The organism is Chryseobacterium metallicongregator (genome assembly GCF_031324065.1).
Classification (GTDB): Bacteria; Bacteroidota; Bacteroidia; order Flavobacteriales; family Weeksellaceae; genus Chryseobacterium; species Chryseobacterium metallicongregator.
Map to the genome: position 1 here is coordinate 777,211 of NZ_JAVIXS010000001.1, position 22,336 is coordinate 799,546.

Consider the following 22,336-nt stretch of genomic DNA (forward strand, 5'->3'; position numbering starts at 1 on the left):
TATCATTTTTTGCAGTGATACCTGTCATATTATTTCTCATGCAGGTTCGTGACCTTTGGGATGAATTAACATACAGCATTGACTTAAGTAAAAAGTACTCTAAGAATTAGATGCAACTATAAAATTCTTGCAATGAGCAAACTTTAAACATTTATTAATCCAAAAAAAAATTGAAATGAAAACAAATGCGAAATTACAAAGAGATGTTCAAAATGCCATTAAATGGGAGCCATTACTGCATGCTGCAGAAATTGGCGTTATTGCAAAAGACGGTGTGATCTCTCTTACCGGCATAGTTGACAATTATGCGAAAAAAGCAGAAGCAGAAAATGCTGCGAAAAAAGTTGCAGGTGTTAAGGCTTTAGTTGAAAACATTGAAGTAAAATTTCCAAGCTCATTGAAAAAGGCTGATGCCGAAGTAGCCAAGGAAGCACTGGATGCCTTACAGTCTAATTACTCTGTTCCCGATGATAAAATAATGGTAAAAGTTGAAGATGGATGGGTAACCTTAGAAGGTGAATTACCGTGGCATTACCAAAAAGAGGAAGCAGCAAGTGTAGTAAAATATCTTACCGGTGTAAAGGGCTTGATTAATAAAATTACAATTAAATCAGAATTAGACGATGTGATACAAAAAAAAGACATTCAGGACGCATTGAAAAGAAGCTCAATTTATGATAATGATATTAAAGTATCTGTTTTAGGAACAACTGTAACTTTAACGGGAACTGCAAATTCACTGTATCAGAAAGAAGAAGCCGGTCGTATTGCCTGGAAAACTCCGGGTATATGGAATGTAAAGAATGAACTGGAAGTTAATTATGAGTATGATTTTTATTAACCCCGGATTTAATCTTTGACCTTTGGAAGATAACTTTTTCTGCAGTTCAATTTCAGTTCAATATAGATTACTATTAAAAAATTATCAAAATCTATTCATTAAATAAATCTGAACTCATGAGCAAATTAGAAAATAAAGTAGCCATTATAACAGGCGGCTCCGGAAGCATTGGCAAAATTACAGCTAAACTATTTTTAGAAGAGGGAGCAAAAGTAATGCTCGTCGACCTCTATGAAAAAGAATTACAAGAAGCTGCCTACGAATTAAATAGCGAACATATAAGATATGCAGTTGCTGATGTTTCAAAAGCTGTTGATGTTGAACACTATGTTGCGGAAACCATAAAGCTATTTGGAAAAATAGATGTGTTTTTCAACAATGCCGGTATTGAAGGAGTTGTGAAGCCAATTGAAAATTATCCTGAAGACGTTTTTGATACAATTATGTCCGTCAATGTCAAAGGGGTATGGCTGGGCAATAAATATGTTTTACCCCAAATGAATGATGGTGGAAGCATCATTATAACTTCATCTGTGGCCGGAATATTGGGGTTTGCAGGGTTAAGTGCTTATGTCACTAGTAAACATGCCGTAGTTGGCATTATGAGAACTACAGCCCTTGAAGCATCTTCGCGAAAAATCAGAGTGAATACAATTCACCCTTCTCCGGTAAATAACAGAATGATGCGTTCTATAGAAGAAAGCTCTTCTGCAGGGCATGGTGAAGAGGTTAAGAAGCAATTTGAGGCGGCAATACCATTAGGACGTTATGCTGAACCTATTGAAATTGCAAAACTGGCTTTATTTCTTGCAAGCGAAGACAGTCAGTTCATTACAGGAACAACTCAGATCATTGATGGAGGAATGTCTGCAAAATAGTAATATGTTTTGTCTGTAGTACAAAAAACAGTAAAATCAATTAAAATGAAAATACAAATAGGAATAGCAGACAATCATCGTCAGGCAATAGCGGATCAGCTCATAAAAATATTGGCAGATGAAAACGTTTTATATATAAAAACAAAAAATGCCCATTGGAATGTTGAGGGAGCTGACTATCATGACAAACGTACTTTTTTTGATACTCAATGCAAACAATTGGATGATATCATCAACAGTATTGCAGAAAGAATACGTTCTCTCGGTCAGTATGTACCGGCAACTCTAAAATCGTACGTAAGTTCAACACATTTTACAGAACAAAATGGGGAGAGACATAACAGCCATGCTTTTATTACAGAATTATTACAAGATCATGAAAGTCTTATTCTTAGACTTTGTGAATATACCATGAATTGTAAGGATGACTTACACGACGTAGCAACAAGTCATTTTATAACGCGTCTCTTAGAAATACATCAGAAAATGGCTTGGCCTTTACGTTCACATATAGTAGAATAATTTCGCAGACAAAAATTGGAGCTAACCATGATATCATTTTTGAGTAAAAGTTATTTCCAAATTTTATAAAATAAGTGCTTCGCATTTTCCCTGGTAAAAAGTCCTGTTCCTTCGGTCATTGTAGTGGCAGATCCACAAGCAATTCCCAGGGAAAGGACTTCTTTATAATCACCTCCCTTTACCAAAACCGAAACCATTCCTGCAACCATACTGTCTCCAGCGCCAACAGTGCTTTTTACTTCAACAACCGGTGCCTCAATCTTAATTTTTTCACTTCCTGAAAATAAGACAGCACCCTGAGAGCCCAATGATACTACCACAATCTCAGCTTTACCCTGTGAAATGATAAGCTGGGCGGCTTGATCTATATCAGGTTCTTCCAGTTTTTCTTTTCCTACTAAAAAGGCAAGTTCTCCAATATTAGGTTTTAATAAAAACACCCCTTCTTCTACCGCTATTCTAAGAGCTTCTCCTGATGTATCGATAATGACCTTAGTTCCCTTTAACTTATACATATTAACAAGTTTTCTTATAAAGTTTGGATTTGTTTGTGTTGGTAAACTACCACTGATGACGACAAAGTCCGGACAGGGGTTTATGGTAGGCAAACTGTTTAGAATACCTTTTTGTTGTTCCTGCGTCAGCTCTTCTCCGGGAAATCCGAACCTATACTGGTTGTTGCTGGAGATATCTAAAACGATGAAATTTTCCCGGGTTTCTGAAAAAACATGGAAAGGAAATATATTCAGCTCCTCGGCTTTAAGCAATTTTTCAAGTAACCTGCCGGTTCTTCCCCCTGAAGTAAAAAAAATGTCTGAGACTACTCCCAATCTTTTTAAGGCTCTGGATACATTAACTCCGCCTCCTCCCGGTTCATATCTAGGAGAATTACAACGCAATTTCTTTTCAGGAACGATGCTTTGAACGCTGCTGCTTTTGTCTACCGACGGATTCAGTGTTATTGTTAAAATAGTTTTGTCCATTTTTATTTTTTTTTAAGCTACACACGTACGTAGCTATCCAAATTTCAACAATAAAATACACACCACCAAGCATTTACCCTGATTAATATCATGATTCATTGTGATGTTGGTCATCTTATATTTTGTGAAGTTGCTGGAACTTTGAAGTATAAAACTGTATAAAAAATGAAAACAAATGCAGAATTACAAAAAGATGTTCAGGATGCCATTCAATGGGAACCTTTGCTGCATTCAGCAGAAATTGGTGTTGTTGTAAATAACGGAATTGTTTCCCTTACGGGTAATGTAGACAGTTATGCAAAAAAGCTGCAGGCTGAACATGCCGCAAAAAATGTTTTGGGAGTAAAAGTATTGGTAGAAGATATCGAAGTAAAATTACCAGATCCCAGGTCAAAAACCGATGTCGAAATCGCCAGTGAAATTATAGCTGCATTTAATGCAAACTCATTTATTCCACAAGAAAAAATAACAGTGAAAGTAGAAGATGGCTGGGTGGATCTGAATGGTGAAGTATCTTGGGAGTACTTAAGGGAAATTACAGAAAATGCTGTCAGGTATCTTCCCGGGGTTAAAGGTATTTACAATAATATCACCATTAACCCCGAAATCCGGGACACCGTTGAAAAAAGTGATATTGAGAGGGCACTTGAAAGAAGTTCGATCGATAATAGTGAAATCAGGGTGTCCGTAACCGAAACTACAGCCACATTAACAGGAACAGTACATACCTGGCATCAAAAGGAAGAGGCTGGTCGTATTGCCTGGAAAACGCCTGGTATACAGGATGTAAAAAATAAGTTAGAAGTAGATTATGAGTATGATTTATAACTAATAAACCTTTACCCCATTTCTAAGCATTGCAAACCACCGGTTTTGTTGATAGGTTAAATCCTATAGATTATAAACAAAATGCACTGGAATATTTTAAATCCAACATCGTGAAAACCAATTTTAAAAATTACCTTAGCATCGCAGGCAATATAGCTTTATTCTCCCGTCGCTTTTTTAAAGAAATTTTAAAACCGGGATTTGAGTTTAAGGAGTTTATACGACAGTGTTTTGTTGTTGGTTACCAGTCATTGCCTTTAGTAACGATAACAGCTTTTATCATGGGATTGGTGCTCACTATACAGTCACGTCCGGCTATGGCAAGGTTCGGTGCAGAATCTATGATACCCGGTATGGTTTCACTGTCATTAATAAGGGAAATTGCACCGGTCATTACGGCTTTGATTTGTGCAGGAAGAGTTTCGTCAGGAATTGGAGCAGAACTGGGTTCTATGAAAGTCACAGAACAAATTGATGCCATGGAGGTTTCAGCGATCAATCCATATCGGTACCTGGTGATAACCAGAACTCTTGCTACGACATTAATGATTCCTGTTTTAGTACTGTATGCCGATCTGATTGGGATTATCGGTGGCTTTATCGGCATCAATATGCATAGCGAAAGCAATCTTGAACATTATTTTTCCCATGTATTTCAATCGTTAGAATATGAAGATATTTTACCGGCTATCATTAAAACCTTCTTTTTTGGATTTTTTATTGGTATTATTGGTTGTTATGAAGGATTTAATGCTTCGGGGGGAACTAAAAGTGTAGGAAAAGCGGCAAATTCAGCCGTAGTTTCAGCATCATTGATCATTTTTATCATTGATCTTATAGCCGTACAGATAACCGACTTATTTTTTGAATTATGATGGAAAATAGGGAAAAATTTACAGCCGAGTATAATGAATTACAAAACTGCGAGACATTGATAGAATTTAAAAATGTTTACAAATCATATGGCAGTAATAAGGTACTCAATGGAATCAGCTTTACCGTTAAAAGAGGAGAAAACCTGGTCATTTTAGGAAAATCGGGCTCGGGGAAGTCAGTTACTGTTAAATGTCTAGTAGGTCTCACCAAAGTTGATAAAGGAGAAATATTAATATCAGGAAAGGATATAACAAAATTGGATGAGGAAGGACTCAACCGGATCCGAATGAAAATTGGTTTTTTATTCCAAAATGGAGCCTTATATGATTCAATGACGGTCAGAGAGAATTTAGTTTTTACGTTGCAGCACAATAATAAAATGCTTACCGAACAGGAAATAGAAATAGTTGTTAAAGAAGCTTTACAAAATGTAGGGCTGGAGGAAGCGATTGACCTATTGCCGGCAGAACTGTCCGGAGGAATGAGAAAGAGAATTGGGCTGGCGAGAGCACTAATCATTAAACCTGAAATTATCATATATGATGAGCCGACAGGAGGTCTTGATACCATCACAGCTCGTGAAATTATCGGGCTCATTCGAAATATCAAACTACAATACAATACCTCATCCATTATCATAACACATGATTTAACCTGTGCTAAATATACAGGTGACAGAGTCATCGTCCTTAAGGACGGTCTAATTAAGGCCGAGGGCAGCTATAAAGACATAGAAAATAATGCCGATGATTGGGTAAAATCTTTTTTTGAAAAATAAATAGAACAATCATGAACAATGAGTCATCAAACAACTGGAAATTGGGAATTTTTGTCACAATTGGCATCCTTCTTTTCATAACAACCATATACTTTATTGGGGTGAACAGAAATTTGTTTGGCTCTAACTTCGCTCTTCGTTCTGAGTTTAAAAACGTCAGCGGATTAAAGCAAGGCAGTAATGTCCGTCTTTCCGGAATTAACATTGGAACAGTCAGCAAAATAGATTTTATTTCAGATTCATTGGTTTTGGTAAAGTTATTAATTAGAAAGGATGTTCAAAAATATATCAAAACTGATGCAGTTGCCAGCATTGCATCTGACGGATTAATGGGTGATAAAATACTTATTATTACCCCCGGTCCACAATCTAACACTATAGTGAAGGATAATGACTTCATTACTTCTTATAAAACCATCGAGATTGATGATCTACTCTCGAGTGTAAAACAAAGTACCGATAACGCTAAGACCATTACTGATGAGCTGGTTAAATTCAGTAGTAAAATGAATGATAAGAATAGCTTGTTGACAAAAATAATGACCGATAAAGATTTTGCATCAACTATTGACAGAACCATAGAAAATTTACAGATAAGCTCTCAGGAACTGGCAAAATTCACCCTTATACTGAATAATAAAAACGGAACTATTGCAAAAATATTTACCGATAAGAAATGGTCAGATAATATTGAAAGCAGCATTTCTAATTTACAGAACAGCTCTCGTGAAATCAGTATTTTCACTACAAAACTAAATGACAAAAACAATATGTTTTCTCAATTATCTTCCAACGATTCTTTAGCTCTCTCAATAGAAAAGATACTGCACAATCTTGAAAAAAGCTCTGATGATCTTATTCAATTTACGTCTAAAATAAATAATGATGAAAATGTATTATCGAAACTTACTAACAATCCCAAACTTGGGAAATCTGTAGATTCCACTATTGTCAATATTGAAAAAGGTGTTGGTGAACTGAGAGAAATAGAAGCTGCCGCTAAGAACAATTTTTTGCTAAGGGGTTATTTTAATAAAAAGAAAAAAGAAAGTGAAAAACAAAAAAAATGATTGCTGCCTAATCCATTCAAAATGGTATGATTTATTTATTCATACCAACCTACTATAATATACACGGAAAGGCAACTAAGTTAAATATTTTTTATTTTAGGTTTGATTTCTTTGGCATACATCATTAAGCTTTCTTCAATACAGTTGAAAGCTTCTTTCTTATTTTTGAAACCAAATACCTGTACCGTTTTCCCTTCTAATTTTTTATATTCTTCAAAAAAATTCCGAATCTCATTAATGGTATAAGCCGGCAGGTCTTCAATATCATGGATATGCAGCAGAGAAAAATCATTTTCAGCTATTGCTATTATTTTATGATCTTTTTTATCTTCGTCTATCATCTCCATTATTCCTATCACCCTCGCATTAACCAGAGTAAGTGGAACGAGGCTTTCCGAACATAGTACAAGAATATCCAACGGATCTCCATCACTGTAATAGGTCTGTGGTATGATCCCATAATTGGCAGGATAATACATGGAAGATAAAAGAATCCTATCCAATCTTATTAATCCCGAGAGTTTGTCTATTTCATATTTTGTGCGGCTGCCGGTGGGAATCTCAATAACTGCTGTAACTATTTGTGGCAGATGCTCTCCTGGTGAAACATCATGCCACGGATGTTGGTTTCCTATCATTATATTAGTATTAATTGTTTATTTCCATTGTCTTAATTCATTCCTATAAGTTTCAAGAATATAGTATTCTTAAGAGTGGGTAGTAGTCACTATGCTTTTGCTTTTCCTATTCTCTTCACGTACTTATAGATCTCAAACCATAAGACAGAAACCGCTGCGATGAAAACAGTCATTCCCAATTCACCTATATTAAGAGCTGTTACTTTAAAGAATTGAGAGATAGGCTTTACGTATAATATTGCAAAAAGCAAACCCAAAACTAAGGCAGAAATACCAATAAGCAAGGGATTACGGTTTCTGAAACTTTCCACCACACTGTAAAAGAATGATCGGTTGACAAAACTCAGTAATATGTTGGCAAAGATCAAAGTACTGAATACCATTGCTCTTGTCTTGTCTTCATCCCCTCCATTTTGAACGGTAAATTGATAGACCAATAAAACGCCGAGGGTTATCAAGATCCCCTGAATAAAGCTGATTCCCAACTCATTCAAACTTAAAAAAGTATCTCCGATGGCTCGTGGCGGCTGCCTCATTGTGTTTTTTTCCATGGGCTCATTCTCATAAACGATAGAACAAGTCGGCCCCATCACTAACTCAAGGAAAATAACGTGTACTGGAGTAAATATGTGCGGAAATACCCATCCCAAAAACAGAGGCAAGGAAACCGTCAGTATAATAGGAATATGAATAGAAATAATATACTGAACCGCCTTTTTAATATTGTTATAAATTCTCCTTCCTGCAGCAATTCCAACAATCAGTTTTTCCAAATCATCATTCGTGATAACCAACGCAGCAGCTGATTTGGCAATTTCGGTTCCTTTACTTCCCATTGCAACACCAACGTGCGCTGCTTTTAAGGCAGGACCATCGTTTACACCATCTCCAAGCATAGCCACCACTTCGCCTTTCTTTTTCAGCGCATTGACTACTGCAAGTTTCGCATCCGGAAACATCCTGGTAAATAAAGTAGTTTTTTCCGAGATTTCCATTAATGCTTCTTCAGTATTATTCATTATTTCACTACCATTGATGGCAGGAGTAGTGTTGATAATTCCTGCCTGTATTGCAATTGCTTTGGTTGTATCTTCATTATCTCCCGTTATAACCTTTACCTTAATACCGGCATCATAAATACTTTGAAAGACCTCTTCTATTCCTTTTTTAGGAGGATCATAAAATACAGCCAGCCCTAAAAATTCAAATACAAAATCCTGCTGTCTTTTGGGAAAATTGTTCCCTACAAAATGCGACTTTGAAACTCCCAAAACGCGGTAACCTTGCTGTCCAAATGTTTTTATAATGTCCCTTATCTTTTCTTTCTCTGTCTCTGAAAGGCGGGAAACATTCAAAATTGCTTCCGGAGCTCCTTTTGCTGCAATAATTCTATCTTTATTTTCATTCTCAAAAAGATGAGTCATCATGGGTGGCTTGCCTTCAAGCGGATATTCATGAAACATTTTATATTCTTTTCGTAAATCATTCTTTTGAGTTTCGTCATACGTTTTATGCAGAGTGATTTCCATAGGGTCAAAAGGGACTGGCTCACTACTCCACATTGCATAATCAATAAGTTCACTTAAATCATCATTTTTAAATTCTTTTTCTTCATAAATTTTATCGGATAGGTAATTATATAAATGTTGAAGCTTCATCGAATTCTCAGTAATGGTTCCGGTTTTATCAGTACAGATAACCGTGGTACTTCCCAGGGTTTCTACAATACTGCTCCGCTTAATAATAATGCCCTGACGCATAAGCTTCCACGCTCCCAAGGCCATAAAAGTTGTAAATGCCACAGGAATTTCCTCAGGTAATACAGACATTGCCAGGGTTAATCCACTAAGCAGGCTCGTAACCAGATCTCCGGTTTTAATATAACTGAATATGCAGACCATCAAAAAAATAATGACCCCAATGACAGCCATCCATTTTACAAACTTTCGGATCTGGAATTGTAATGGTGATATTTCTTCTTTTATATTCAATATAGATTCCCCAATTTTTCCTACGCGGGTTTCTGAGCCTATTTTTTTAACTTTAAAAACCGCCAAACCTGAAACTGTAACCGTACCACTATATACAAGATTATCCTCGGATTTACTATCCTTAAAAACTGAAAAACTTTCGCCCGTAAGAGATGATTCATTCACAGAGAAATCATTGCTGTGCACAATCACTCCATCAGCATTTATATTTTTTCCTTCTTCAGTAACACATAAATCACCTACAACAATTTCATGGGTTGGAATTTCTACTATTTGGGAGTTTCTGATGACCTTACTTAAAGGTTCGTTCAGCTTCTCAAGTTCCTCAAGAGCTTTTTTACTGCGATTATCCTGATAAAAAGAAATAGCAGTTACCGCTACGATAGCCACAAACATAAAGGCAGCCTCACCATAATCCTCCACTATCACATAAATGACAGAAATAATGATAAGCAAGATGAGCATCGGTTCTTTTAAAATATTAACGACCAGATCAAACCATGTATTCTTACGAATTTCCTCCAACCGATTATATCCATTTCGTTGTCTGGAAGCTTTCACTTCATTATCTGTAAGACCTTTCAAGCCTTCGGGTATATTGTAAGACATAACAAATAAATAGGTTATCTAAAAATAAGCAATTATTATATACGAATTCAATTTCCCTTCTTGACCAGTATCAGGTTTCAATGTGATGTATATCATCGTATTTTTTCCCAAGTTTCTGGAATTTTGATTGATAAATTACGTTATCATGAAGACAAATACAGAATTACAAAAAAATGTTCAGGATGCCATTAAAAGAGAGCCATTACTACATGCAGCAGAAATAGGGGTGACTGCAAAAGACGGTGTCGTTGCCCTTACTGGAGTAGTTGATCATTATGCAAAAAAAATAGAGGCCGAGAATGCTGCAAAAAAAGTTATTGGAGTAAAAGTTTTAGTAGAAAACATTCTCGTTAAATCTCCAGATTCCTTATCAATAACTGATGATGAAATTGCCAAAGAGATTTTAAAAACTTTTAAATCCAATGCATTGATTCCAGAGAACAAAATCAAAGTAATTGTAGAAAATGGTCAGGTGACTTTGGAAGGTGAATTGCAATGGGATTATCAACGGGAAATTACTCAAAATTCAATCCGGTATCTTTCAGGCGTAAAAGGGGTAATCAATCATATTAAAATCATATCAGACATAATGGATGATATTAAACAAAAAGATATTGAACATGCAATGAACATGAACTGGGCGTTTTATAATAATGATGTTCACATTCAAGTATCCGGTGCTACAGTAATCTTAACAGGAACAGTAAATTCATGGTATCAAAAAGAAGAAGCCGGTCGTATTGCATGGAAAACTCCTGGGATACGGCATGTAGATAATAGGCTATTGGTAGATTATGAATATTCAAACAATAATTTATCATCGTAGATATGACTCTTTTATTCAAGCTGTAGAGCAGCGAATTGTGAAATTAGAGCAGACTTTGTTTTAACAATAATGAATAGCAATTAAGATTAACATTATTCTGTAAAAAAGTCACGAAAAATAACTTTTAAAATCCAAAGCAAATGTGTTTTTCAGCAATTTCAAGTTTTTCAGCAGGTATATCACTCACGGCTGTTGGTATAGCATGTATAAAAAAAACACGGCATTCTTCACAGCATCTTTTTGCATGTATTCCATTAATTTTTGGAGTCCAACAGGTAACAGAAGGAATACTATGGCTAACCCTTCCCCAGACAGATCATATCATTATGCAACGGGCTACAACCTTTATATTTCTATTTTTTGCAGAGATTCTGTGGCCTGTTTGGGTACCTATTTCTCTTTTAATGTTTGAGGACAATGAGCCACGAAAAAAAGTACAGAAGATATTATTAGGTGTAGGAATCATTGTGAGTATTTATTTGGCTTATTGTCTTTTATCATATCATGTGGAAGCAAAGATTATTGGTCATCATATTACTTACATACAAAACTATCCCGTTTCATTGAGAAATTACAGTATTATATTATACGGTGTGGCAACAATTGCTCCTCCGTTTTTTTCCCACCTAAAAAGAATGCACTTTTTTGGTGTAGCCATTTTGGTTTCTTATATAGTTTCAGAGATCTTTTACAATCATTATATACTTTCTGTTTGGTGTTTTTTCGCTTCGATCATAAGCATGTCTGTTTATATAATTGTGAGTGAAAAAACAGATAAAAATCAAAGAGAGTATCATGAAATTTATGTCAAATAAAAATAATTTAGCTATATCACTAAAAAACAACAGAAAAGATAAAGAAATACAAGCTCGGGAGGGTAAGCATGGTATTTTAAATGGATTAAAAATGGATTTCCCCAACTTTTCAAAAGCTCACTGTATTTCTTGAACTGAATACTTACAGATGTCTTACATTAACTTTAGTAAAGTAAGAACCTGATATTTTCTACAAAAATATCTTAATTAATAGTATATTATACTTAAAAACAATTTAGCAATGTCTATCAAACAAAATGTTGAGAATCAAACAAAAAAGATTAAAAAATTCTTCGGCCTATTAGGTCCAGGACTGACAACAGGTGCCGCTGATGATGATCCCTCTGGCATTGCTACATACTCTCAGACAGGAGCCCAATTCGGTTATGGGCAGCTATGGACCGCACTCTATATGCTACCATTTATGATCGCAGTACAGGAAGCCTGTGCAAGAATAGGAATAGTTACCGGTAAAGGATTAACAGGCGTAATTAAAGAACATTACAGTAAAAAAATCCTATATAGCTCGGTAGGGCTTGTTGTTATTGCTAATACGATCAATATCGGAGCGGATATTGGAGCAATGGCAGCTGCCGCACAATTAATTATTCCTGCCGATATTGTTATCCTGATGCTGTTTTTTACTATTAGTATACTTATATTAGAGGTCTTCACCAGTTATCGCGTATATTCAAAAGTTCTTAAGTGGCTGGCATTATCACTTCTTGCCTACCCCCTTACAGCTTTCATGATTGATCAGCCATGGAAAGAAATACTAAAAGCCTCTATGGTTCCTCATTTTGAATTTTCATTCAATTTTCTTTTCATAATCACTGGAGTTTTTGGGACGACTATAACACCTTATATGTTTTTTTGGCAGGCATCTCAGGAAGTAGAAGAAGAAAATGAAAGAGGGTTGATCAGAGATGGAAAACCAAGTATCGGATGGCGTCATATTCATGCGATGAGAAAGGATAATAATATAGGTATGGTCATTTCTGAATTTACAACATGGTGTATTATATTAGTTGGAGGAACTGTACTGCATAGTGCCCATATAACAGATATTAATACTGCCGCTGACGCAGCGAAGGCTTTAGAACCTTTAGTACAATCATTTCCAAATTCAGGAATGATATCAAAAATCATATTTGCCATTGGAATCATTGGGCTGGGATTACTTGCTGTGCCTGTTCTCTCAGGCTCCGCATCTTATGCTGTTTCAGAAGCTTTCAATTGGAATGCAAGTTTAAACCTGAAATTTACAAAAGCAACAGGTTTTTATATGGTTATTATTATCGCAACACTTCTCGGTCTGTGTATGAATTTCATTGGAATTAATCCTGTGAAAGCATTAGTTTATACCGCAGTACTCAACGGAGTAGCAGCAGTACCTCTGTTGTTTCTTATCATCCGAATATCTGCAAGTGAGCATATTATGGGAGAGTTTAAAAGCAGGCGGCTTTCAAAAACTTTATTATGGGCCACTTTTTTCTTTATGGCTACAGCATCAATTGCTATGTTTTTTACTATTTAAAATAAATCTGTAAATAATGTAGAAAGGTAACAGCTAATATTAACCATTTTTATATAATTATATATTAAGTTAATAGCTGCAATATCTGAGTGTTATATTAAAGGAAATCTTCTTTTGAGACTTAAATATTAAATAAAGGACTAATAATTATCATTCCTAATGACATCAATCAATGCAGAGAACAATTTCTCCTTTTCATTCAGTATCCTTCGTTACTATTTCAAGAAATAATCCTGTATTATAATTATAACCCAGTATCCAATATGCTGAAACTTTATTGCATCTAAAATTTAATGTTAATCTCAAAAGCTTTTTACACTGCTGAAATCAATGCTCAGATAACGTCATAGTCATTCATGGTTGTTACAAAATAATGCTCTATCATTTCCTTTGCATTTTCGCACATTGACAAAAGATCTTCTCTGGTCATATCCTCAAAAATAAAATCATCATGAACCTCAATAATGAACTCAGTCATTTTTTCAGTGTTCATAAGATCATAAGCCATTAAATCATTTAAATTATCTAATCTGCATTCTTCCTTAAAAAAAGGATGTTTTAGGGAAATAGAATTCTTAAATTGAAAAAGATGTATTGTTTTCATAATTTCTAGCGTTAAGGTGGTAATAAGAAAGTCTGTTTTATATATAAACATGATGTTTAATCATGAATGTTCAAACAGATTTCTTTTTGTAGATTCAGTTGATGAAATATTATATATATCAATAGGGTTAAAAAGGACAGAAACCAGAGGTTCCTATCCTTAATTAATTAAAACCTTTTGAAAACAGATTTACCTATTTTATAGAGATTTTAATAAGCTCATTATTAAAATTGAGAATCCCTAAGTCTATTAATTTTATCATGGTGTATATTCGTTTTCCCTAGTTTTTTTTACTATTACAATGTTTTCAAATATGGGACACCAGCATTTTGTACGATATATACTTTCAACTGCTTGCTATATTTTCCAGTCTAAAATTTGCATTATTTATAGTGATATAAACTTTAATGGATCTGATAAATCCCTGACTATTATACTACAAAGATGACCGTTTAAATATAGACTACACTATAGATATCCGGAATAATCTTACATATATCCCACCTTTTATAAGTCTTCCAGATTGCCAAGGCGTCTTTGCTTCAACTGCTTATAAAATGAAGGAGAAAGCCCTGTGATCTTTTTAAACTGGTTAGAAAGATGGGCCACACTGCTGTAGTTGAGTTTATAAGAAATTTCTGTAAGATTCAGTTCGTCATACAACAGCAGTTCTTTTACCTTTTCTACTTTATTAATAATGATAAAATGCTGGAGTGTCATTCCTTTCACTTCAGAAAAGGTATTCGCAAGATAAGTATAGTCATATCCTAATTTTTCGCTTATATAATCTGAGAAATTTTCTTTTGGAAGTTCATCTGAATAATGAATCATTTCGATCACTACATTCTTTATTTTCTCTATCAGGATACTTTTTTTATCATCTAATACCTCAAGTCCTGTTTTAAGTAAATTTTCTTTAAGGATTTGTCTTTTTTCTGAGCTAATATCATCCAACAATTCTACTGTTCCCAAATCGACGACAGCATTTTTAATGCCCAGTTTTTCCAGTTCCTGATGGACAACCATTTTGCAGCGCAAACTTACCATATATTTTATATACAACTTCATCTCCCTTACGATTTATACCGGCCAATTATTTCATTAACAGCCATTTATTCAAAGTTAGTCTATTCAATCGGAAATATCTATGATTTATACAACAAATTAAAAGACAATTGCAAAGCTTTCCTTTTTTAATGATTGAAATTTACAGGTAACAAAAAAAATTACAATGTCAAAAGAAAAAGACGGAAAAAAGAAATCAGATAAAACGCCACCCGCAAAATCCGCAAAAGAGAAACGGGAGGATAAAATGAGTAAACTAAGAGGAAGGAAACAAGAAGCCCGAAATAACGTAAACTGAGTGGTATCTGTAAAACGAGACGGAATTATACTCACAAAAACAGCTTTAGACTTTGAGAGTGAGGGTGTTTTAAACCCTGCTGTCATTCAGGATAGCGGAAAAATACACTTATTCTACAGGGCTCTTGCCAGAAATAATTTCTCCAGTATCGGATACTGTATATTATCAGATTATAAGACCATAGAAACAAGATTGAGCATTCCGGTGATCATTCCCGAGTTTGAATATGAAAAGCATGGGGTTGAAGATCCAAGAATCGTAAAAATCGATCATTTATTTTATATTACCTATACAAGTTATGATGGGGTTAACGCATTGGGAACACTTGCCGTATCAGAGGATCTTACTTCGTGGCAAAAACAGGGGATAATTGTTTCCAAAATTCCCTATAACAAGTTTAGATTTTTATCGGAGTCCCAAGGTGAAATAGGAGAAAAATACAAACGTTTCAACAAACTCCCGTCTGCTCATAAAAAAGATAAAGAGATCTTTCTTTGGGACAAAAATGTCATATTTTTCCCAAGAAGAATTAACGGTAAGCTTTATTTTCTTCATCGCATAAGACCTGATATCCAAATTGCAGGTATAGAAAGCATTGAAGATCTGAATCCAGATTTCTGGAAAGATTACTTCCTTCATTTTAAAGAACATATTGTATTATCTCCTAAATATGAGCATGAAGTAAGCTATATTGGCGGAGGATGTCCCCCTATAGAAACCAAGCATGGATGGCTTTTGATATATCATGGGGTACATGATACCATTGAAGGGTATGTTTACAGTGCATGTGCTGCTTTACTGGATCTTGATAATCCCCAAAAGGAAATTTCAAGGCTTCCTTATCCTCTTTTCAAACCCGAAGAAGAATGGGAACAGAAAGGAGAAGTAAACAATGTCTGCTTCCCTACCGGAGCCATCGTAGAAGGAGATACACTCCATGTTTACTATGGAGCAGCAGATCAAAGAATTGCTGTTGCTTCTTTAAGTATTTCAGAATTACTGAAAGAATTACTACGGTACACACCATAACTGACGATTCAATACAGGATGTCAGACTTTAAAACAGATATCATCATGAATAAAAATATAAAATCAGACGTGGAGGAAAAGACAAAAAGACGATCTGTACAAAGTAATAAAAACACATTTTATCATAAACCTGAAATTATCTTTATAAGTACTTTTCCTCCTAAGGTGTGCGGTATTGCGACCTATTGTCAGGATTTGATACAATCCCTTAAGTTAAAATTCAGAGAATCATTTAGCATCATTACCTGCCCGATGGAAACTGAGGATGAGCATTATCAATATGAAGCAGATCCAGCATATCGCTTAAATACATCCGATGCCATATCTTACTTGGAGCTGGCTGATAAAATCAACAAAAATGACAGGATTCAACTGGTTATGCTCCAGCATGAATTTGGATTTTTCAACGAAACCCAAGACGGATTACTCCTTTTCCTTCAAAATTTACAGAAAGACCTCATCATTACTTTTCACACTGTTCTACCGAAACCTGATCCCAAATTAAAAGAAAAAGTAAAAGAAATCAGCAGTTTCGTAAAATCCATTATTGTCATGACCGGTATTTCTGCGGATATCCTTACCAATGATTATGATATTTCATCTGATAAAATTAAAGTGATACCCCACGGTACCCATTTGCTGCCATTTATAGATAAAATTTCACTGAAAACAAAATACGGATTTAAAGATAAAAAGGTACTTTCAACATTTGGTTTACTGGGTGCTGGGAAAAATATTGAAACCACTTTAGAAGCTCTGCCTGCAATCATTTCCCAAAATCCGGATGTAATGTTCCTGATTATCGGAAAGACACATCCCGGAATCATTAAATATGAAGGAGAAAAGTACCGTGATTTTTTACAGGATACTATTAAGAGGCTTCATCTGGAAAAACATACGTACTTTATCAACCAATATCTGCCTTTGAATGAGTTGCTAGATTATCTTCAGCTTACCAATATCTATCTTTTCACTACAAAAGACAGAAATCAGGCAGTAAGCGGTACTTTTTCCTATGCCATCAGCTGTGGATGCCCTATTGTTTCTACCCCTATTCCTCATGCTGTGGAAGTCTTAAATGAAGATCTGGGAATTATTATTGATTTTGAAGCTCCGGAACAGCTTGCTGCTGCCGTGAATACATTATTGAAAAATGAAACCGCACAGGAAAAATTACGATCAAATAGTCTGGAAAAAATGGCTCCCACAGCCTGGGAGAATTCATCTATTTCACACGCCTTATTATTTCAACAATACAACAAAGACAAAATGACATTACACTATACATTCCCGATCATCAATCTTAGCCATATCAAAAATATGACAACGGATTTTGGAATGATCCAATTTTCTAAAATCAACAAACCTGATATCAATTCCGGGTATACTTTGGACGATAATGCCCGTGCTTTGATTGTAGCCTGCAGACATTACGAAGTAAGCAGAGATGAATCTGATCTTGACTTAATCTCAACCTACCTGAATGTAATAAAGTTTTGTCAACAACCGGATGGTAGTTTTCTCAACTATGTAAATAAAGATAAGGAATTTGCACAACAAAATTACGAAACCAACCTTGAAGACTCCAATGGCAGGGCAATCTGGGCATTGGGATACCTTCTTTCTATAAAAGCAATCTTACCACGACTTTTTTCTGATGAAGCAGAGTCCATCATTGAAAAAAGTCTTCCGTCTAGTGATAAAATTTATTCTACACGTGCAATGGCTTTTATTATAAAGGGATTGCATTATCAAAACTCTGAAAACAATATTCCATTATTGAAAAAACTGGCTAACAGACTGGTAAAAATGTATCAGCATGAGAAACATAAAGACTGGCATTGGTTTGAAAGCTACCTGACCTATGGAAACAGCGTACTCCCTGAAGCTTTATTGTGTGCGTGGATTACGACCCAGGACGAAATGTATAAACAGGTTGCCAATGAATCGTTCAAGTTTTTGCTTTCTAAAACATTTAGTAAGGGAGGCATTAAAGTAATATCTAACAAAGGATGGCTGCAGAGAGAAACGATTAAAAGCCCTGAATCAATTGGTGGTGAACAGCCTATTGATGTCGCTTATACCATATTGGCCTTATCCACATTCTATAAGGTTTTTAAGGATGAAAAATACCTTCAGATGATGAGAAATGCTTTTAGTTGGTTTTTAGGAAAGAATCACTTACATCAGATTATTTATAACCCTGCAACAGGCGGATGTTATGATGGGCTTGAAGAGAAAAATGTTAATCTCAATCAGGGAGCAGAATCAACAGTCAGTTACCTCATGGCAAGGCTCTGTTTTAAAAAGTAATAACATAATTAATATTGTAATACATTGTAATGAAAGTAAGTATAGCATTCATGACAATAGCCTTCAAAGTATTAGTTTACTGGTAATTCCAACCAACAGTCAAACTTCTGATCAAACACTGATGTTGGTCATTTATCCACAGAAATGACACATTAAAAAGTTATTCATAAAAATACCTCCCAAAGAAGAGTTAAAATAACTGTATTAATTCTATTGCAAATACAACAAAAATAAATAGAATAGTATGACTTGCAGCATATAAATGTAATTGATTAACACCTACATTTACTGTTCATAATAGTTGTACATTCTCATTAGTACAATTGACTCTCCCCTAAAAAGGAGGGTTTTTGTTATATAATCCACTATAGGACATTAGGGAGGCTAATAAGACTTTCACAAATTTATTATATATGTGTTTTCGCGGATATGATTGCGATCATATCCGCGAAAACACATATAATAGCGGATTTTTTTTATTATACAAAGTTTGCGATTCTATGTGTAATGGTCTAATGACTTTCATGTAGGAAATCATAATTACTAACTGAGGTGGCTGATTAGCAATAATTATGCAAACCCACAGGTAGCCAAAAGAAATCAGCCAATTTATTTATTATTATCCAAGAATCCAGTTGTAATAAAAAAATTATAGAGTAGAAAGTAACTGTTATCTAAAACTGCTGAACTCTTATTAAAAAGCTTAGTGCGGGATATAAAAACTCTCATAATGAAATAGATGATTTAACAATTAAAAAGGGGCTCTGCCGTACAGGAAACAACAAATATGACATTATAGCTTTCAGAGACCATCAAAGCAAAATAAAACAAGTATCGGTATCCCAAAGAAATGTGAGTTCTAACATCAAGCTATAATGGGAAGAATAATAAAAGTATAACAATGTTTATGTTTATTGAATAGTATAACTATATACTGTATCTTCACTAAGATATAAATAAAGTCTTATTTTAAATATTCCGAAAAATGTTTTTTTCAGGATATAAACACGCTCTATTGTATGTAGTTTTTGTAATTGATAATCAGTAAGAAAACATTCTATCTCATCCATCTTTTTTCCAATTAACTGATCTTCTGATATAATATTCTGACTTTTATCTTGGAAGTAATATTTTTTACTAGTCATATCGATAAATAATTTTTATTGCAAAATCTTTTTATTATTTTCTGAGTACTTTTTTTCAAACTTGATGTCCGACGGTGGTTAATTATAAGAACGGTTTGTTTGGTAAGGAAAAATTATTTCCCTGAGTCTTCAAAAGTTTTTTGTGGATTCAGTTGATGAAATATATTCTATATCAAGCTATATAATACATAGCTTAAATAAGTTTATGGTACGATTGTAATAAAAAGATAAATTAAAAATATAGCAATCAGTACAATTCCCTGCATAATATTGGTTCTGCCCGTTGCCAGTGAAACAGTAATAATAAAAAGCGACAGCCCTAAAAGTATTGTTGATTTAATATCTATTCCTAATGTCATTCTTATACCGGTTATTACAGATATGATAGCTATGGCAGGAATACTGAGTCCGATACTGGCCAAAGCAGAACCAAAGGCCAGATTTAATGAGGTTTGGATCTGATCACTTTTTGCAGCCCTGAATGCAGCCAGTCCTTCCGGAAGAAGAACAATACCTGCAATAATAATACCTACAAGAGATTTTGGGGCACCTGCGGAAACCACTATATGCTCAACATCCTTTGAAAGAAGCTTTGCCAGTAAAACGACTATTCCCAGGGATAATAGTAACAATATACAACTGATATACAATTGTTTTCGGGAAATCAGTTCATGATTATCTTGTACAGTCTGATTTTTGGACAGTTTATTCTCTGGAGAAATGAAAAAGCTTCGATGTCTAAACGTTTGAATCATAGTAAATCCGAGATAAAGTCCTAAAGAAATCAAGGCGATAAAAAGCAATTGAAAGGATGTATATTCGCCTCCGAGATGACTCACCGTATAATTGGGGAGAATAAGCACAAAAATAATAACTGACGTTAGCGTAATGAGTGCCGTACTTACTCCCTGTAATGTAAAGCTCTGCTCTCTGTATCTTAAGGAACCTATCACAATACAGCTCCCAATGATTCCGGTAAGGATTATCATTACGGCAGCAAAAACCGTATCTCTGGCAAGGGTAATGGTTTCCAAGCCTTTTGCTCCCATCATAATAGAAATAATAAGTCCTACTTCTATGACCGTAATGGCAAATGCCAGAAGCAAGGTTCCAAATGGCTCTCCCAAGCGATGGGCAATAACTTCGGAATGATACACTGCTGCCAAAACACTCCCCATCAAAAATAAAGCAAGAATCACAGAATAATATCCTGAAGAAAAAATAGTATTCCCAACATAAGAAAGCCACGCCAGGATAGGAACTAAAAAAGTCCACATCCATAAATATTTTTTTATATTCATAAAAACAATAATATTTTTTACAATTGAATTGTCCTTTGGAGAAAATCACAAGATTTATATTCCCTTTTTCAAAACAGTTTCTATAAATGATTTGAAGCAGACTAGAGAGGTTATACTGGAAATATCAAATAATGAAAAAAGTGAATAGGTCGGAACTTAAAGTCCGGATCATCAGTTCAATGTAGTTATTCAGCAAGATACGATTAATTAATCACTTATTTGGAATTATATAGTAGTATTTTAGGTTTGTAATCATGTCCTAAGGCTCAAAAATCTCCATTACTTCATAAATAGCCATCAAAGCAACTGTTTTTATGATCAACCCTCTTACATATTCTTAAAAAGAAGCTGGAATTTTGTAAAAGTGTGATATGTGCAACATAAAAGAAACAATCTGTAATACAATAGATTATTAAACACCCATCTTTGTATGGTAGCAATGAAGTTACACTAAAATCCACCTTATGGACACAAACCAAAACAAAGGCGACAAATTTTTCAAAACTCCTGGAGCCTGGATTGAGCAGTCAAAACAACTGAAAGAAAAATTTTCAACATTAACGGACCACGATCTGAAACTTGAAGAAGGGAAAGAAAGGGAAATGCTGGAAAGAATCGGAAACAGATTAAGAAAAAACCGTGAAGAAGTTCTCAATATTATCAAAGAAATCAATCTTTCATAAATTGTTTTCAAGGACAGTTAAAGCCAATGAAAAAATATATTTATCAAAAGTTTTACTGTAAAAGGGATGGAATATTAGATAGTTCTGTCCCTTTTATTTACAATACCATCTGCTCTTTTTATCTTTAAACCCACAGTGATGAATCATAGAGAACTTGAAAAATCGAAAGTATATATTACAAGCCAGATTGTAGATTACATCCCAAATTCTGTAGTGAGTAAAAATATACTGGAAAAACTGACCGGTAATATCAGTATTTTATCTTTTGATGACAAAGAAGGGTTATCTGAAAAGATTTCTCCTTTTGATACTGTTGCACAGATCATTGAAGGTAAAGCTGAAATCATTATAGACGGAGCTTCTTACTTTATGGAAGAAGGTGAATGCATTATCGTTCCTGCCCATAAATCTCATTCTATAAAAGGAAATAAGCGCTTTAAGATGATCGTAACAATAATAAAAAGCGGCTATGAATAATCTGAATACCCTATCTATTTTAACGAAAAAGATATTAAAAAAAACAGTTGAAATTCAAAAAGAATTTCCTGAACTCTATGAGCTTTTAGACGAAACACCACTATTTTTTTCTTTTACAGAGAAAAATATAACAATCAGAGATCTAAGACAGTATCTTATTTCCCTTATAATACAGCAAAAGGCCTTTGAAAAAAGGGCTATCATGAAAAATGATTTACAATAAAATTCT

At 34.5% G+C, this 22,336-nt stretch carries 22 protein-coding genes; 16 read left to right on the forward strand and 6 right to left on the reverse strand.

The features are described from left to right. Positions 1 to 175: 175 nt before the first annotated feature. The 3 genes from REB14_RS03595 (at position 176) to REB14_RS03605 (ending at position 2,241) form a co-directional block, all read left to right on the forward strand. Positions 176 to 841 (forward strand): BON domain-containing protein, encoded by a 666-nt coding sequence (locus REB14_RS03595; protein ID WP_034692185.1) that lies wholly within the window; start codon positions 176 to 178, stop codon positions 839 to 841. Between the two features lie 116 nt (positions 842 to 957). Further along, positions 958 to 1,719, forward strand: a complete 762-nt coding sequence (locus REB14_RS03600; RefSeq protein ID WP_034692184.1) for an SDR family NAD(P)-dependent oxidoreductase — start codon at positions 958 to 960, stop codon at positions 1,717 to 1,719. Between the two features lie 45 nt (positions 1,720 to 1,764). Beyond that, complete coding sequence (locus REB14_RS03605; RefSeq protein WP_034692183.1) at positions 1,765 to 2,241, forward strand: Dps family protein; 477 nt, start codon at positions 1,765 to 1,767, stop codon at positions 2,239 to 2,241. 50 nt (positions 2,242 to 2,291) lie between these two features. Here REB14_RS03605 and REB14_RS03610 read toward each other — a convergent pair whose 3' ends face one another. Beyond that, positions 2,292 to 3,224 (reverse strand): 1-phosphofructokinase family hexose kinase, encoded by a 933-nt coding sequence (locus tag REB14_RS03610; protein ID WP_034692182.1) that lies wholly within the window; start codon positions 3,222 to 3,224, stop codon positions 2,292 to 2,294. A 165-nt stretch (positions 3,225 to 3,389) separates the two neighbouring features. Between REB14_RS03610 and REB14_RS03615 the strand changes: the two genes are divergently transcribed. The 4 genes from REB14_RS03615 to REB14_RS03630 all read left to right on the forward strand — a co-directional run bounded on the left by REB14_RS03615 (position 3,390) and on the right by REB14_RS03630 (position 6,776). Beyond that, entirely contained in the window at positions 3,390 to 4,052 is a 663-nt protein-coding gene (locus REB14_RS03615; protein WP_309521532.1) for a BON domain-containing protein, read from the forward strand. Positions 4,053 to 4,162: 110 nt separating this feature from the next. Next, positions 4,163 to 4,927, forward strand: a complete 765-nt coding sequence (locus tag REB14_RS03620; RefSeq protein WP_034692343.1) for an MlaE family ABC transporter permease — start codon at positions 4,163 to 4,165, stop codon at positions 4,925 to 4,927. Beyond that, the gene (locus REB14_RS03625; RefSeq protein WP_034692340.1) at positions 4,927 to 5,706 is read left to right on the forward strand and encodes an ABC transporter ATP-binding protein; all 780 of its coding nucleotides are present in this window, start codon (positions 4,927 to 4,929) and stop codon (positions 5,704 to 5,706) included. Before REB14_RS03620 ends, REB14_RS03625 begins: the two co-directional genes overlap by 1 nt. An 11-nt stretch (positions 5,707 to 5,717) precedes the next feature. Further along, positions 5,718 to 6,776 (forward strand): MlaD family protein, encoded by a 1,059-nt coding sequence (locus REB14_RS03630; RefSeq protein ID WP_051934194.1) that lies wholly within the window; start codon positions 5,718 to 5,720, stop codon positions 6,774 to 6,776. Between the two features lie 80 nt (positions 6,777 to 6,856). Here the strand turns inward: REB14_RS03630 and REB14_RS03635 are convergent, their stop codons facing one another. Both REB14_RS03635 and REB14_RS03640 read right to left on the reverse strand, forming a co-directional pair. Next, a complete protein-coding gene (locus tag REB14_RS03635) occupies positions 6,857 to 7,414 on the reverse strand; it encodes an inorganic diphosphatase (protein WP_034692180.1) in 558 nt (185 codons plus the stop codon). Positions 7,415 to 7,503: 89 nt separating this feature from the next. Next, the gene (locus REB14_RS03640; RefSeq protein ID WP_309521534.1) at positions 7,504 to 10,014 is read right to left on the reverse strand and encodes a cation-translocating P-type ATPase; all 2,511 of its coding nucleotides are present in this window, start codon (positions 10,012 to 10,014) and stop codon (positions 7,504 to 7,506) included. Positions 10,015 to 10,159: 145 nt separating this feature from the next. Between REB14_RS03640 and REB14_RS03645 the strand changes: the two genes are divergently transcribed. The 3 genes from REB14_RS03645 to REB14_RS03655 all read left to right on the forward strand — a co-directional run bounded on the left by REB14_RS03645 (position 10,160) and on the right by REB14_RS03655 (position 13,192). Next, positions 10,160 to 10,840: a BON domain-containing protein gene (locus REB14_RS03645; protein ID WP_034692178.1), complete on the forward strand. Its 681-nt coding sequence runs from the start codon at positions 10,160 to 10,162 to the stop codon at positions 10,838 to 10,840. A gap of 140 nt (positions 10,841 to 10,980) precedes the next feature. Next, the gene (locus REB14_RS03650) at positions 10,981 to 11,655 is read left to right on the forward strand and encodes a DUF6629 family protein (RefSeq protein ID WP_309521535.1); all 675 of its coding nucleotides are present in this window, start codon (positions 10,981 to 10,983) and stop codon (positions 11,653 to 11,655) included. Between the two features lie 241 nt (positions 11,656 to 11,896). Beyond that, positions 11,897 to 13,192: an NRAMP family divalent metal transporter gene (locus tag REB14_RS03655; protein ID WP_034692175.1), complete on the forward strand. Its 1,296-nt coding sequence runs from the start codon at positions 11,897 to 11,899 to the stop codon at positions 13,190 to 13,192. Between the two features lie 334 nt (positions 13,193 to 13,526). Here the strand turns inward: REB14_RS03655 and REB14_RS03660 are convergent, their stop codons facing one another. Together REB14_RS03660 and REB14_RS03665 are read right to left on the reverse strand one after the other, a co-directional pair. Next, positions 13,527 to 13,796 carry a hypothetical protein gene (locus REB14_RS03660; RefSeq protein WP_050791153.1) on the reverse strand — a complete coding sequence of 90 codons (270 nt, stop codon included), beginning with the start codon at positions 13,794 to 13,796 and terminating at the stop codon, positions 13,527 to 13,529. Between the two features lie 507 nt (positions 13,797 to 14,303). Continuing rightward, positions 14,304 to 14,864: a helix-turn-helix domain-containing protein gene (locus tag REB14_RS03665; protein WP_202971510.1), complete on the reverse strand. Its 561-nt coding sequence runs from the start codon at positions 14,862 to 14,864 to the stop codon at positions 14,304 to 14,306. Positions 14,865 to 15,027: 163 nt separating this feature from the next. Between REB14_RS03665 and REB14_RS03670 the strand changes: the two genes are divergently transcribed. Genes REB14_RS03670 through REB14_RS03680 form a run of 3 tightly spaced genes read left to right on the forward strand, consistent with a single transcriptional unit; the run spans position 15,028 to position 18,501 of the window. After that, a complete protein-coding gene (locus REB14_RS03670; RefSeq protein ID WP_309521536.1) occupies positions 15,028 to 15,159 on the forward strand; it encodes a hypothetical protein in 132 nt (43 codons plus the stop codon). Next, positions 15,160 to 16,188, forward strand: coding sequence for a glycoside hydrolase family 130 protein (locus REB14_RS03675; RefSeq protein ID WP_034692173.1), 1,029 nt, complete (start codon positions 15,160 to 15,162; stop codon positions 16,186 to 16,188). Positions 16,189 to 16,233: 45 nt separating this feature from the next. Next, the gene (locus REB14_RS03680; RefSeq protein ID WP_309521537.1) at positions 16,234 to 18,501 is read left to right on the forward strand and encodes a glycosyltransferase; all 2,268 of its coding nucleotides are present in this window, start codon (positions 16,234 to 16,236) and stop codon (positions 18,499 to 18,501) included. A 1,348-nt stretch (positions 18,502 to 19,849) separates the two neighbouring features. On the opposite strand, the gene REB14_RS03685 is transcribed toward REB14_RS03680, so the two are convergent. Continuing rightward, complete coding sequence (locus REB14_RS03685; protein ID WP_034692170.1) at positions 19,850 to 20,947, reverse strand: calcium:cation antiporter; 1,098 nt, start codon at positions 20,945 to 20,947, stop codon at positions 19,850 to 19,852. 464 nt (positions 20,948 to 21,411) lie between these two features. Here REB14_RS03685 and REB14_RS03690 point away from each other — a divergent pair, with 464 nt between their 5' ends. From REB14_RS03690 to REB14_RS03700, 3 genes are all read left to right on the forward strand, one after another. Continuing rightward, positions 21,412 to 21,630, forward strand: coding sequence for a hypothetical protein (locus REB14_RS03690; protein ID WP_034692169.1), 219 nt, complete (start codon positions 21,412 to 21,414; stop codon positions 21,628 to 21,630). Positions 21,631 to 21,768: 138 nt separating this feature from the next. After that, on the forward strand, positions 21,769 to 22,107 hold the full coding sequence (locus REB14_RS03695; RefSeq protein ID WP_034692168.1) for a cupin domain-containing protein: 339 nt from the start codon (positions 21,769 to 21,771) through the stop codon (positions 22,105 to 22,107). Next, entirely contained in the window at positions 22,100 to 22,330 is a 231-nt protein-coding gene (locus tag REB14_RS03700; RefSeq protein ID WP_034692167.1) for a hypothetical protein, read from the forward strand. Before REB14_RS03695 ends, REB14_RS03700 begins: the two co-directional genes overlap by 8 nt. The last annotated feature ends 6 nt before the right edge of the window (positions 22,331 to 22,336 follow it).